The organism is Nocardia jiangxiensis NBRC 101359 (genome assembly GCF_000308615.1).
GTDB lineage: Bacteria > Actinomycetota > Actinomycetes > Mycobacteriales > Mycobacteriaceae > Nocardia > Nocardia jiangxiensis.
The window spans coordinates 427,034-439,869 of the sequence record NZ_BAGB01000013.1; the positions used below are offsets into that span (position 1 = coordinate 427,034).

At 68.3% G+C, this 12,836-nt stretch carries 13 protein-coding genes and 2 pseudogenes; 12 read left to right on the forward strand and 3 right to left on the reverse strand.

Annotated features, from left to right (window positions below; translation table 11 throughout):
• Positions 1–106 precede the first annotated feature (106 nt).
• The 3 genes from ON40_RS06420 to ON40_RS06430 all read left to right on the forward strand — a co-directional run bounded on the left by ON40_RS06420 (position 107) and on the right by ON40_RS06430 (position 2,949).
• Positions 107–1,747 (forward strand): acyl-CoA carboxylase subunit beta, encoded by a 1,641-nt coding sequence (locus ON40_RS06420; RefSeq protein WP_040819363.1) that lies wholly within the window; start codon positions 107–109, stop codon positions 1,745–1,747.
• Between the two features lie 211 nt (positions 1,748–1,958).
• Complete coding sequence (locus tag ON40_RS06425; protein WP_040819365.1) at positions 1,959–2,279, forward strand: acyl-CoA carboxylase subunit epsilon; 321 nt, start codon at positions 1,959–1,961, stop codon at positions 2,277–2,279.
• A gap of 1 nt (position 2,280) precedes the next feature.
• Positions 2,281–2,949, forward strand: coding sequence for a Maf family protein (locus ON40_RS06430; protein ID WP_040819368.1), 669 nt, complete (start codon positions 2,281–2,283; stop codon positions 2,947–2,949).
• Here the strand turns inward: ON40_RS06430 and ON40_RS06435 are convergent.
• On the reverse strand, positions 2,854–3,663 hold the full coding sequence (locus ON40_RS06435) for a helix-turn-helix transcriptional regulator (RefSeq protein WP_040819371.1): 810 nt from the start codon (positions 3,661–3,663) through the stop codon (positions 2,854–2,856). The genes ON40_RS06430 and ON40_RS06435 overlap by 96 nt on opposite strands.
• A gap of 161 nt (positions 3,664–3,824) precedes the next feature.
• On the opposite strand from ON40_RS06435, the gene ON40_RS06440 reads away from it, so the two are divergent.
• Together ON40_RS06440 and ON40_RS06445 are read left to right on the forward strand one after the other, a co-directional pair.
• Complete coding sequence (locus ON40_RS06440; RefSeq protein ID WP_040819630.1) at positions 3,825–4,745, forward strand: sulfurtransferase; 921 nt, start codon at positions 3,825–3,827, stop codon at positions 4,743–4,745.
• Between the two features lie 97 nt (positions 4,746–4,842).
• A complete protein-coding gene (locus ON40_RS06445) occupies positions 4,843–6,642 on the forward strand; it encodes an acetyl-CoA carboxylase biotin carboxylase subunit (RefSeq protein WP_040819373.1) in 1,800 nt (599 codons plus the stop codon).
• 100 nt (positions 6,643–6,742) lie between these two features.
• On the opposite strand, the gene ON40_RS47950 is transcribed toward ON40_RS06445, so the two are convergent.
• Complete coding sequence (locus ON40_RS47950) at positions 6,743–8,137, reverse strand: serine/threonine-protein kinase (protein ID WP_169541828.1); 1,395 nt, start codon at positions 8,135–8,137, stop codon at positions 6,743–6,745.
• Positions 8,138–8,304: 167 nt separating this feature from the next.
• Here ON40_RS47950 and ON40_RS06455 point away from each other — a divergent pair, with 167 nt between their 5' ends.
• From ON40_RS06455 to ON40_RS06470, 4 genes are all read left to right on the forward strand, one after another.
• Complete coding sequence (locus ON40_RS06455) at positions 8,305–8,733, forward strand: DUF1707 SHOCT-like domain-containing protein (RefSeq protein ID WP_040819376.1); 429 nt, start codon at positions 8,305–8,307, stop codon at positions 8,731–8,733.
• The gene (locus ON40_RS06460; protein WP_040819378.1) at positions 8,734–9,072 is read left to right on the forward strand and encodes a hypothetical protein; all 339 of its coding nucleotides are present in this window, start codon (positions 8,734–8,736) and stop codon (positions 9,070–9,072) included.
• Between the two features lie 281 nt (positions 9,073–9,353).
• Positions 9,354–9,524, forward strand: a complete 171-nt coding sequence (locus tag ON40_RS06465; RefSeq protein ID WP_157186217.1) for a hypothetical protein — start codon at positions 9,354–9,356, stop codon at positions 9,522–9,524.
• Between the two features lie 103 nt (positions 9,525–9,627).
• On the forward strand, positions 9,628–10,431 hold the full coding sequence (locus tag ON40_RS06470; RefSeq protein WP_245567687.1) for a biotin--[acetyl-CoA-carboxylase] ligase: 804 nt from the start codon (positions 9,628–9,630) through the stop codon (positions 10,429–10,431).
• 214 nt (positions 10,432–10,645) lie between these two features.
• Here ON40_RS06470 and ON40_RS49640 read toward each other — a convergent pair.
• Positions 10,646–10,963, reverse strand: a pseudogene (locus ON40_RS49640) (acyl-ACP desaturase); the annotation flags it as partial.
• A 125-nt stretch (positions 10,964–11,088) separates the two neighbouring features.
• Between ON40_RS49640 and ON40_RS06480 the strand changes: the two are divergent.
• The 3 genes and pseudogenes from ON40_RS06480 to ON40_RS06490 all read left to right on the forward strand — a co-directional run.
• The gene (locus ON40_RS06480) at positions 11,089–11,646 is read left to right on the forward strand and encodes a PH domain-containing protein (protein WP_040819386.1); all 558 of its coding nucleotides are present in this window, start codon (positions 11,089–11,091) and stop codon (positions 11,644–11,646) included.
• Between the two features lie 41 nt (positions 11,647–11,687).
• Positions 11,688–12,365 (forward strand): response regulator transcription factor, encoded by a 678-nt coding sequence (locus ON40_RS06485; protein ID WP_040819389.1) that lies wholly within the window; start codon positions 11,688–11,690, stop codon positions 12,363–12,365.
• Between the two features lie 6 nt (positions 12,366–12,371).
• A pseudogene (locus ON40_RS06490) lies at positions 12,372–12,836 on the forward strand (sensor histidine kinase); the annotation flags it as partial.

Below are 12,836 nucleotides of genomic sequence, written 5' to 3' on the forward strand. Positions count from 1 at the left end.
CCGCATTTCATCAGGTGTTTTCAACTGGCGAACAGTCAATAAGGGTACCCATCAGTAGCCCATACTGGAATTCCGTGCGGCACTGGTACTGGCTACACTCCGGGACATGACGAGTGTCCAGCAGCAGCCAACGCCGGGGTCGGCGGGCGCCCCTGATATCCACACCACGGCTGGCAAGCTGGCTGATCTGCGTAATCGGCTGGAAGAGGCCAAGCACCCGATGGGTGAGGCCGCCGTGGACAAGGTGCACGCCAAGGGCAAGATGACCGCCCGCGAGCGCATCCTCGCCCTGCTCGACGAGGGCTCGTTCGTCGAGATGGACGCACTGGCCCGGCACCGCAGCGTCAACTTCGGCCTGGAGAACAACCGCCCGCTCGGCGACGGCGTGGTGACCGGTTACGGCACCATCGACGGCCGCGACGTGTGCATCTTCTCCCAGGACGTCACCGTCTTCGGCGGCTCGCTCGGCGAGGTCTACGGCGAGAAGATCGTCAAGGTCATGGACCTGGCGATCAAGACCGGCCGTCCGCTGATCGGCATCAACGACGGCGCGGGCGCGCGCATCCAGGAAGGCGTGGTCTCGCTCGGCCTGTACGGCGAGATCTTCCACCGCAACATCCAGGCATCGGGCGTCATCCCGCAGATCTCGCTGATCATGGGTGCGGCCGCGGGCGGGCACGTGTACTCCCCGGCCCTGACCGACTTCGTCGTCATGGTCGACCAGACCAGCCAGATGTTCATCACCGGCCCCGACGTGATCAAGACCGTCACCGGTGAAGAGGTCACCATGGAGGAGCTGGGTGGCGCGCACACCCACATGGTGAAGTCGGGTACCGCGCACTACGTCGCCTCGGGCGAGCAGGACGCGCTGGACTACGTCAAGGATCTGCTGAGCTACCTGCCCAGCAACAACCGCGCCGAGGCCCCGCGCTTCCCGGCCACCGACCCGGTCGACGGTGCGATCGAGGACTCGCTGACCGAGGAGGACATCGAGCTCGACACGATCGTGCCGGACTCCCCGAACCAGCCGTACGACATGCACGAGGTGATCCGTCGCCTGGTCGACGACGACGAATTCCTCGAGGTGCAGGCCGAGCGCGCGCAGAACGTCATCATCGGGTTCGCCCGGATCGACGGCCGCAGCGTCGGTTTCGTGGCGAACCAGCCGACCTTCTTCGCCGGCTGCCTGGACATCGACGCCTCGGAGAAGGCCGCGCGTTTCGTGCGCACCTGCGATGCGTTCAACATTCCGATTATCACCCTGGTCGACGTCCCGGGCTTCCTGCCGGGCACCGATCAGGAGTACAACGGCATCATCCGCCGCGGCGCCAAGCTGCTGTACGCGTACGGCGAGGCGACGGTCGGCAAGATCACCGTCATCACCCGCAAGGCGTACGGCGGCGCGTACGACGTGATGGGCTCCAAGCATATGGGCGCCGACGTCAACCTCGCGTGGCCGACCGCGCAGATCGCGGTCATGGGCGCCTCGGGTGCGGTCGGTTTCGTCTACCGCAAGAAGTTGCAGCAGGCCGCCGCCGAGGGGGCCGATGTTGACGCGCTGCGCCTCGAGCTGCAGAACGAGTACGAGGACACGCTGGTGAACCCGTACGTGGCCGCCGAGCGTGGCTACGTCGACGCGGTCATTCCGCCCTCGCACACCCGCGGTCAAATTGTTTCGGCGCTGCGACTTCTGGAGCGGAAGATGGTTGCTCTGCCGCCGAAAAAGCACGGCAACATTCCGCTCTGATCAGACGATATGCCCAGTGCGGGGCGCACACTTGCTGTGAGACGTCCTACACTCGCCGCGCGAGCGGCACATCCGAGCAAAGATGGAAGAGAACGGCCCTCACCTAGTCGAGAGCCGCAACGAATACCGTTCGAGGGCTCCGGAGACACTCCGGCCCCCGGACGCCGGGCCTCTCCGGGGCCGGGCAAGGAATACAGGAGGAGCTGGCGCTGTGACGGCTGTGGCTGATGAAGAGGTCCTTCGCGCCGCCGAATTGGCTCTGTCTGTCGACGAGGTCGTCGGCACGGTGGAGCCGGTGGTGGCCGAGTCCGAATCGAATGCGGGACCGGACATCCGGATCCTGAAGGGCTCGCCGACCGACGCGGAGCTGGCTGCTCTGGTGTGCGTATTCGCGGCCGCGGCGAGCGCCGCCTCCGCCGCGCCCGTGCAGTCCGGGCCGGTGGACCTGTGGGGCAAGCCGACCATGATGCACCGTGGCGCGATGCCGTTCTCGCCGTACGCCTTCCCCTTCCTGTCGCACCTGCGCGACTGACGTGACGGGATTCGTACTCGGGTCGGCCTCGCCCGCCCGGCTACAGGTGTTGCGATCGGCGGGCCTGGACCCGATGGTGCGGGTCTCCCACGTCGACGAGGACGCGGTGGCGGCAGCCCTGCCCGCCGGTACCGCCCCTGAGGGCGTGGTCTGTGCCCTCGCGCGCGCCAAGGCGGAGGCCGTGGCCGCCGCGTTGATCGCCGAGAATGCCGATGTCGTCGCCGACTGCGTTGTCGTCGGCTGTGATTCGATGTTGCTGGTCGACGGCGAGTTGCAGGGCAAACCACTGACTCCCGAGGTGGCGCTGCGGCGTTGGGCCGTGATGGCCGGGCGCAGTGCCGATCTGCTGACCGGACACTGCGTGCTGCGGGTGCGTCAGGCGCAGATCGTCGCGGAGGCCGCGGACTGCACCGGCACCACCGTGCATTTCGCCGCGCCGGCGGCCGCCGAACTGGACGCCTACATCGCCACCGGTGAGCCGTTGCAGGTGGCGGGGGCGTTCACCCTGGACGGGCGCGGCGGCTGGTTCGTGGATCGCATCGATGGCGATCCGTCCAGCGTCATCGGAATCGGACTACCGCTGGTGCGTCGACTGCTGGGTGACGTGGGTGTCGCCGTGACGCAGCTGTGGGTCGACGGGGCGCAGTTGCGGGCCGACGCGGCTCGCTGACTGGACTGCGGCGGCGATCCGCGGCTCGGTCGCACCCGCCGGTGCGTCGGGCATCGTGGCGGGATCGGGGACCAGCGAGTCCTTCACCGCCTCCAGGCGCGCCACACACAATTCCGGCCCCACGAAGGGGTGCAGTCGCACGTTCACCGTGTCGTGTGCGCCGTTGCGATCCAGCGCCTCACGCAGCAGGCCCATGTGCACTCCGCACACCACCTCCGAATGGGTGCGGGCCAGTTCTCGCAGCGGGCAGCCGGTCATCCGGATCAGCGCCTGCTCGTCGGGTTCGGGACCGGCCTCGCGTTCGGGTGCGAAGCCGAGTTCGGACATCGCGGTGACGATCAGGTTCCGGGCGTCCTCGAGACTCTCGATCGGCTGCTCGAGCGTCTCCAACTTCGCACCCCAGGCGCGTCCGGCGGCCATGGCGGCTTCGGTGCGACGGCGCGGATCACTGCCGAGCTGATCGGCGAGCACCTGGGCGAGATCCTGGTAGCCGACCGATCGCTGGACGGCGCTGTATCCGATCCGCGGGCGGCCGCGGCCCCGCGGCGGCTGCTGGAACTGCCGTACCAGCGACTCGCGCGTGAGCACGTCGAGGTGGAATCGGACGGTCGTGACGTGCTGGCCGGTGACTCTCGCCAGTTGCTGGGCATCGAGAGGCTCGCTGGCGCCGCGTAGTATCGCGAGCAGACGCCGTCGCGGCCAAGAATCGGACATAGCTCACCCCTCCTCCCGGGAGACTTTATCGGATGAGGCTGCGACTTATTCGCTCATTCATCCGATTCGCGACTGGGGGACCAGTTGTTGTAAGGCTTCGCGCTTACCATCGGAACGGAACCGCTCGACCACCGTCTATCACGCCTGAAGGACCAACCACCGTGCCCGTCGCCTCGGACCCTCATCCTTCGTTCGGCTCTCACGCACACCCTCACCGACTGGTAACCACGGAGTGGCTGTCGGCAAACATCGGTGCGCCAGGGCTCAAGATCGTCGAGTCCGACGACGACGTTCTGCTCTACGACATCGGGCACGTGCCAGGTGCCATCAAGATCGACTGGCGCGCCGAGCTTACCGATCCGCTGACCCGAGACGTCGTGGACGGCGTGCGTTTTGCCGAACTGATGCGGGCGAAGGGTATTTTGCGTGAAGATACCGTGGTTGTCTACGGCGACAAGGGCAACGGCACGGCCGCGGCCACGGTGTGGGTCTTCGCCCTGTTCGGCCACGCGGATGTGCGCCTGCTGGACGGCGGGCGCGACGCCTGGATCTCCGAGGCACGCGATACCACCTTCGAGGTGCCGGTAGCGGGCCTGAACGACTATCCGGTCGTGGAGCGGGACGACAGTCGCGCGCGGGCCTTCCTGGACGATGTGCGCGGACATCTGGGCCGCCCGCTGATCGATGTCCGCACCGCCGGGGAGTACTCCGGCGAGCTCGATCGGATTCGCGACCGCCCGGACGAACAGACGCTGCGCGCCGGCCACATCCCCACGGCGGTGAGCATTCCGTGGAACTCGGCCGTCGGCGCGGACGGGCGGTTCCGGTCCCGCGCGGAGCTGGATCGGATCTACGCGGACATCCCGGCCGACGAGGAGACGATCGTCTACTGCCGGATCGGCGAGCGGGCCGCGCACACCTGGTTCGTGCTCACGTTTCTGCTCGGGTCCGCGGATGTGCGAAACTACGACGGTTCGTGGACCGAATGGGGGAATTCCGTCCGCACGCCCATCGTCAAGGGGGCTGCGCCGGGGCAGGTCGTATCGGTGCCGGACACGGCCGTGGCGCCCGGGATCCGATGACCCTCCTACTGTTCGGTAGTACCGCCCGGGTTCGGGTTCTATTGGCAGAGTGCCTACACTCGCCCGAGACGAAAGTATTCAGAGCACAGGAGGCTCAGTGCCCAACCATGCCAACGCGCAGATCACCAAAGTCCTTGTAGCCAACCGGGGCGAGATTGCCGTGCGCGTGATCCGGGCCGCCAAGGATGCCGGTATCGCCAGTGTCGCGGTGTACGCGGAGCCGGATGCGGATGCGCCCTTCGTGAAGCTGGCTGACGAGGCGTTCGCCCTGGGTGGGCAGACCTCGGCCGAGTCGTACCTGGTGTTCGACAAGCTGCTGGACGCGGCGGCCAAGGCCGGCGCCGACGCGGTCCACCCCGGCTACGGATTCCTGTCCGAGAACGCCGATTTCGCGCAGGCGGTGCTGGATGCGGGCCTGATCTGGATCGGCCCGTCGCCGCAGTCGATCCGGGATCTGGGTGACAAGGTCACCGCCCGGCACATCGCCGAGCGGGCGAAGGCGCCGATGGCCGCGGGCACCAAGGACCCGGTCAAGGACGCGAACGAGGTCGTGGAGTTCGCGAAACAGTACGGCGTTCCGGTCGCGATCAAGGCCGCATTCGGTGGCGGCGGGCGCGGCATGAAGGTCGCGCACACCATCGAGGAGATTCCCGAGCTGTTCGAGTCCGCGACGCGTGAGGCGACCGCGGCGTTCGGGCGTGGCGAATGCTTCGTGGAGCAGTACCTGGACAAGGCGCGGCACGTCGAGGCGCAGGTGATCGCCGACAAGCACGGCAACGTCGTGGTCGCCGGTACGCGCGACTGCTCGTTGCAGCGGCGGTTCCAGAAGCTGGTCGAGGAGGCCCCCGCGCCGTTCCTGACCGACGAGGTCCGCGCGAAGATCCACGAGTCCGCCAAGCGGATCTGCAAGGAGGCCGGGTACTACGGCGCCGGCACCGTGGAGTACCTGGTGCAGGGCGAGACGGTGTCCTTCCTCGAGGTGAACACCCGGCTGCAGGTCGAGCACCCGGTGACCGAGGAGACCTCCGGCCTGGATCTGGTGCGTCAGCAGTTCCGGATCGCCGAGGGCTACGAGCTGTCCGTCACCGAGGACCCGACCCCGCGCGGGCACTCGTTCGAGTTCCGGATCAACGGTGAGGACGCGGGCCGCAACTTCCTGCCCGCCCCCGGCCCGGTGACCGTGTACAAGGAGCCCACGGGCCCCGGCGTGCGCGTGGATTCCGGTGTGGTCGAGGGCAGCGTCATCGGCGGTCAGTTCGACTCGATGCTCGCCAAGCTGATCGTGACCGGCGAGAACCGCACCCAGGCTCTGGAGCGGGCCCGACGGGCGCTGGCCGAGTACGAGATCGAGGGTCTGGCCACGGTCCTGCCGTTCCACCGGCACATCGTGGAGAACCCGGCGTTCATCGGCGACGGCGAGAAGTTCGACGTCTACACCAAGTGGATCGAAACCGATTGGGACAACCCGATCGAGCCCTATACCGGTGGCCAGCCCATCGAGGACGAGGACGAGCCGCGGCAGAAGGTTGTCGTGGAGGTCGGCGGGCGTCGCTTGGAGGTGTCCCTGCCGGGTCAGTTCACCGTCGGTGCGGGTGTCGCAGCCGGTGGCGGCAACGGTGCGGGCCCGGTCCGCAAGAAGCCCAAGCCGCGCAAGCGTGGTGCGGGCGCGGGTGCCGCCGCGTCGGGTGACTCGGTCACCGCGCCGATGCAGGGCACCGTGGTCAAGGTCGCGGTCACCGAGGGGCAGACCGTCGAGGCGGGCGATCTGATCGTGGTGCTCGAGGCCATGAAGATGGAGAACCCGGTCAACGCGCACAAGTCCGGTGTCGTCACCGGTCTGGCGATCGAGGCGGGCGCGGCCATCACCCAGGGCACCGTCCTGGCCGAAATCAAGTAGGCCACAGCAGTTTTCAGCCGAGGGCCCGTCCACTCCGTCGAGTGGGCGGGCCCTCGGTCTGTACCGCGGTGCAGGTCGCGCGAACGTGGTGGGCGGGCGATTACTGCCCCGCGGGCGGCCACGGCCAGGTCGGGATGACGATGCTGGGGGCCGGGACGATGGTGAAGGTGGGGGCGGGGAGCTGGAAGGTGAAGGTGAAGCCGGGGATCTGCGGGACGGTCGTCGGAACCTGCCCGCCCGGTTCGGAGGTCGGTGCGGGGACCTCGGCGGTGGTCGCGGGGGAACGGGGGATGGTTGTTCCGGGGTTCACGACGTTCAGGCCGCCGCCGCTCATCAGGGCGGTACAGCCCACGATCACCGCGAGGACGACGATGGCCAGGATCACCAGTGCGACGATGACGCGGATGACCCTGGGTGTGAACACCGGATGGTGCGTCGCGGGCGCTCGGATCAGGCCCGGCTCGGCGTCGGCGGCCTCGTCCGGGTTCACCGCCAGTACGCGGGTCGGACGCGGTCCCGCTTCGACGGGCGCGGCGTGGCCGGGAGTTACCCGGGTCGGCTGCGGTCCTCGACTCGCCGGTGCGCCGGTTTCGGTCACGATGCGCCTGGGCCGCAGTGGTTCTCGCCCCTCGAGTGGCGGCAGCGCCCGGGTACGGCCCGGTGGTTCGAGTTCCGGCGGCGTTCGTGGAATCGGTTGCGCCATACCGATCGCGGCGAGTGCGGCGGCCGCTAGCTCACCGGCGGTGCGGTACCGGTCCTGCGGCTTCTTGGCCATTCCGCGGGCGATGACCTCGTTGAGCGCATCGGGCGCGGATTCGACGCGCGGCGGATCCTCGTGCAGGTGCGCGTGCAGCTGCTGCACCGGATCGGTATCGCCGAACGGCCTTCGCGCGGTGAGACATTCGTAGAGCACGCAGGTGAGCGAGTAGATGTCCGAACGGGGTTCGGCATCGCCCGCGAACCGCTCCGGGGCCATATAGGCCAGCGTGCCGATGGTGAAACCCGTTGCGGTGATGGTGGTCTGGTTCGAGATGCGCGCGATGCCGAAATCGATCAGATACGCGAATCCGCTCGCGTGCACGATGATGTTGGCGGGCTTGACATCTCGATGGACCAGCCCGGCGGCATGGGCGGCGTCGAGTGCCTGGGCGACCTGGGCGATGAGATCCACCGCTTCGGGTGCGCGCATCGGGCCCAGGCGCAGTTTGCGCGCGACGTCGACCCCGGGGATGTGCGCCATGTCCAGGTACAGCCGACCCTGGTGCGCGCCGAAGGTGTGGATCGGCACGACGTGCGGATTGTCCAGGCGCGCACCGATATTCGCCTCGCGTTCGAATCTGCGCCGGTAGTCCGGATCCTCCGCCGCGGCCGGGGACAGGATCTTCAGCGCCACCGCGCGACCGGTCACGGTGTCGTGCGCGAGCCAGACCTCACCCGCCGAACCGCGCCCGATCAGCCGGTCGAGCCGATACGGGCCGAACTGCCGCCCGGCCATCAGCATCCCCGTGCGCTGGGCACGACGACGGCTGGCCCCATACAGCTACGGCGATCCCGGTCCATGATCAGACCCTAATCCGACGGGTGTGCCGGAGCCAATGTGATTCCCGCGCCCGGGGCCACCGCCCTCACCCGGTCGCGGCGGCCGGGGGTTAATCTCGTGCTATGGCCGATTCACCCGACATCCGCATCGGTACCGCGGAACGTGAGACCGCCATGCGGCGACTCTCCGATCATTTCGCCGCCGGGCGGTTGTCGGTCGCCGAATTCGACGAACGCAGCGCGGTGGTCGCGGCCGCGACCACCCGCGGCGATCTGGTCGGGGTATTCGCCGACCTGCCCGAACCGGCTGCGCAGGCGCAACAGTCCGCCCCGCCGCAGCAGCATCGCCGCGGCCGCGCGGAGATACGCGGCGCGGCGATGGGGCTCACCGTCATCGTGGCGCTGGTGCTGTTCTTCGTCTTGCACACCTGGCTGTGGTTCCTGCTGATTCCCGCGGCCGCCATCCTGCTGGGCCCGTCCGGCCGCCGCGATCAGGGGCAGCGGCGGCGCGAGGAGCGCCGGGAGCGTCGCGACCGGCGGCGGGGCCGGTAGATGGAACCCGTGGAGATCAATGCGGGCGCCTGGTATCTGCGCGCCCTGCGCGCGGACGATCGCATCGACGACCGCCCGGCTCTGGCCGAGGGCGGCATCACCGATCCGGACCACGTGACGCACCGCACCCGTGAATGGGCCGAGGAGACCGGCTATTCGTGGGCCGTCTGTGAGCCCACCACCGCCGAACTCGTCGCCGAGATCGTGGTGACGCCGAATGCCGATGGTACGGCGGCCATTTCGGGCTGGGCCCGCGAAGGTTATTCCGCCGCACTGGAAACCGGCGAGACCGCGGTACGTCGCTTCGTCGCCGGAGCCCTGGGCCTGCAACCCGTGTGAGCCCGGCCGGGGCGGTAACGATTCCATCGAAATGACCGGTGCGGCATTGCGGTAACCGTCCGACCGACCGGCCGGAACTCCTGTCGATCCAGGTGGTGCGCGACACACGTTGCCGCACAGAGGTTTACGGATGCGCGCGGTTGCTTCGCTCCGTGTGTCGTCCGGGGTGCCCGGAAAATCACTGTCTCGTGGGGATTGTTCGCGTTACGGTAGAGATCCTGAATCCGAGCAAGGGGAGGCGCGGTATGTGGGAGTGGAGTAGGACAGTTACCGAGCGGGCCGTGGCGGCGAGCCGGAGCGGTTGGCTGCACCGGGAGTCGCGGCCGACGGTCGTGGACCCGGAGCCGTGGGCCCGGGCGGACGTGGAGCAGGACGAGCGTTCCGGCGATCATCGAGACGACGACATGCTGGCCGGGATCTCCGGCGCGAATGCCTATTGCCTGGCAGGCTGAGCCGAGACCGATGATGGCGTCGCACCGTGCGGGGTGCGACGCCATCATCGCGTCCGGGGTGGGTTCGAGCGTGCCCGGCGGCGGCCGGTGTAGCCTGCCAGACGTGCACAGGCCCCCCTTGGACATCGCTGAGCTGCAGCGGAGCATCGCCGAATCGCCGGATCTGTCGTTCTTCTCGCGGATCGACGTGGTGGAGTCGACCGGATCCACCAATGCCGATCTGATCGCGCGGGCGAGCGATCCGGCCGCGGACGGGCACGTACTGCTCGCCGAGACACAGGAGCACGGTCGTGGGCGCCACGATCGGACCTGGTCGAGTCCGCCGCGGGCGCAGCTGGCGCTGTCGATGCTGGTGCGCCCGGCCGGTATCGCCCCGGCCGCACTGGGCTGGCTGCCGTTGCTGACCGGCGTGGCCGTCGTCGACGCGGTGCGCGAGACGACCGGACTGAACGCGAATCTCAAGTGGCCCAACGATGTTCTGATCGACGGCCGCAAGCTGTCGGGCATCCTGGCCGAGGTCGCCTCGCCCGGTGACGCACCCGCGGTGGTGATCGGCGTCGGGCTGAATGTCTCTCTGGCACAGGATGAATTGCCTGTCCCGCAGGCGACTTCGCTGGCTCTGGCCGGAGCCGCCGAGGTCGATCGCACCGCCCTGACGCTGTCGATCCTGCGCCAGTTCGCCGCGCAGTTCACCCGGTGGCGCGATGCGCACTGGGACGTCGCCGAACTGGCGCAACGGTATCGGGAGCGCTGCAGCACCCTCGGTGCGCAGGTCCGGGCCGAATTGCCCGGCGGCGAGGTACTTCTCGGCATCGCCACCGACGTGGATGAGGTCGGCCGACTGCTGATCGGGGGTCGCGCCGTCTCGGCGGGGGACGTCACCCACCTGCGCCCGGTCGAATCCTAGTCACTCGAACGAAGCGAACCCTCGCCCGAATCCGGGCGAGGGTTCTGTTGTCCTGCAACGAATTCCGCGGCGGCTACACCTTCGCCAGCGCCCGCGCCGCCTCGCGGGCGAGCAGCCTCGCGCTGCTCCTCGAACTCGAGCACGTCCTTCTCGTAGATGCCGTGTTCGGCCATCATCGCGCCGTTGCGGCACCAGATATCCAGTCCGGCCTCGCTTCGGCGGTCCAGCGGCCGACCCAGGTGCCCCAGGCGCCGTCCTGGGAGAAGTTCTCGGCGATTTCGCGGTGGTAGGAGGGGAGGTTGTCCTCGGTGAGCAGGTTGGTGATCATCGCGACCCTGGCGACTTCACCGAGGGCGGACTGCGAGGGGTCCCAGTCCTGTCCGCCCATTGCCGCGAAGTTGCGGCCGAGGTCTCAGGGCACGTAGTCGTGCGGGTGCCACTCCTTGGCCATCGACAGATGTCCGTTCAGGTTCTGTTCGGCCACCGGCTCGAGTTCGCTGAGAATCTCGAGCTGGGTCAATTCCTCTGTCAAAACACGCCTCCGCTGTCGTAAATCGAAACTGGAGCAAGTCGAGCTGGGATTTCGGTGATGCGGCTACCGCCGTGGTGCGCTTGGCCGGCGGCAATTCTCGCGCGATCGCGCGGTAGGGTCGGGTCATGGGTTATCCGGAGGGGCTGCTTGCGCCGGACGAGCGCTTGCTGCTGCATCGCCACCCGCATTGGAAGATGTTGTTCTGGCCCGCGGTCACATTCATCCTGGCGACTGCGCTGGCCGGATTCGCGGGGGGTCTGGCCTGGCGGCACGTCGGGGACACCGCGCGCACGGCGGTGCTGATCGCCATCGCGGCGGTCTGGGCGGTGGTCGTGCTGTGGCGCGGCGTGGGTCCGGTGATCCGTTGGGGTTCAACGCATTTCATCATCACCGATCGGCGGGTTCTGGTGCGGGACGGGGTCCTGACCCATACCGGGATCGATATCCCGATGAACCGCATCGCCAGTGTTCAGTTTCGGCACAGGCTTTTCGAGCGTCTGCTCGGCACCGGGACGTTGATCATCGACGCCGCGTCCGGAGATCCGCTGGAATACCACGACATTCCCGAGGTGGAGCATGTGCACGCGCTGCTGTACCACGAGGTCTTCGAGGGCTCCCGCGATCCGCGTTCGGATCGGCAGCCCGAATCGGATTACGAGCGCGGGCAGCGGGACTACCGTTGATCCGTGCATCACTCGTCGGGCCGGGAACGTAGTCTGGTCACGTGACCGCCGTATTGCTCGCCGAAGACGACGAGGCCATCGCCGCCCCGCTGTCCCGGGCGCTGGGACGCGAGGGTTATTCGGTGACCGTGGAAAGTTTCGGACCGGCCGTTCTCGAGCGCGCGCTGCACGGTGAGCACGATCTGCTGATTCTGGATCTGGGCCTGCCCGGGATGGACGGACTCGAGGTCTGCCGCCAGGTCCGCGCCAACGGGGCGGACCTCGCGGTGCTCATGCTCACCGCCCGCACCGACGAGGTCGACTTCGTGGTCGGGTTGGACGCCGGCGCCGACGACTACGTCGGCAAACCGTTCCGCCTGGCCGAACTGCTGGCCCGGGTGCGAGCGTTGTTGCGGCGCAGCGGAATCGGTGACGAGGCCGTCGAGATCGGCGGCATCCGCCTGGAACCGCAGGCCCGGCGGGTCATGGTCCAGGGGCACGAGGTGAACCTGGCCAACAAGGAGTACGAGCTGCTCAAGGTGCTCATCGACCGGGCCGGTCAGGTGGTGCCGCGCGAGGCGATCCTGCGCGAAGTGTGGGGCGATGCGGATCTGCGCGGCTCCAAGACGCTCGATATGCACATGTCCTGGCTGCGTCGCAAGATCGGCGACGAGGGCCCGGTGGCCGAGCGGCGCATCGTCACCGTCCGGGGCGTCGGCTTCCGGTTCAACACCGACTGACCGCGGATGCGGCGCAGAATTCTGCGGTCCATGCTGGCCGCGCTACTGCTCACCACGGTCGTGCTCGGCATCCCGCTGGCGTTCACGGCCTGGCAGTGGGTGGCCGATATCAATCGCAACGACCTGATGGCCCGGCTGGATCGGATGGCGCAGGAGGTGCGCGGGCAGGAGCAGGCGGACGGGCTGGTGCACGGCACCCTCGATCTGCATCTGGTGCAGGCGCTGATTCCGCAGGGCGGCAAGCTGACGATCATCTACCCGACCCCCGAGGACGCCGCCTTGAGCGTCACCGCGGGCGTGCCCAGTGTGCACGATCCGGTGGCGCAGTCGCTGTCCATGGGCACCTCGGGTTCGCTGCGTCTGGAAGTGCCCGCGGACCGGATGCACGCGATGCAGTGGCAGGCCGTCGGCGCGGTGGCTCTGGTCGCGCTGGCCTCACTGGCGGTGGGCGTCGCGGTGGCGGTGGTGACC

Bases quoted from the DNA above. Each gene is read 5' to 3' on its own strand.
- ON40_RS06460 (WP_040819378.1), top strand. From the start codon at position 8,734: ATGGAACCCGTGGAGATCAATGCGGGCGCCTGGTATCTGCGCGCCCTG.
- ON40_RS47950 (WP_169541828.1), bottom strand. From the start codon at position 8,137: ATGGCCGGGCGGCAGTTCGGCCCGTATCGGCTCGACCGGCTGATCGGG.
- ON40_RS06420 (WP_040819363.1), top strand. From the start codon at position 107: ATGACGAGTGTCCAGCAGCAGCCAACGCCGGGGTCGGCGGGCGCCCCT.
- ON40_RS06435 (WP_040819371.1), bottom strand. From the start codon at position 3,663: ATGTCCGATTCTTGGCCGCGACGGCGTCTGCTCGCGATACTACGCGGC.
- ON40_RS06480 (WP_040819386.1), top strand. From the start codon at position 11,089: ATGGGTTATCCGGAGGGGCTGCTTGCGCCGGACGAGCGCTTGCTGCTG.
- ON40_RS06455 (WP_040819376.1), top strand. From the start codon at position 8,305: ATGGCCGATTCACCCGACATCCGCATCGGTACCGCGGAACGTGAGACC.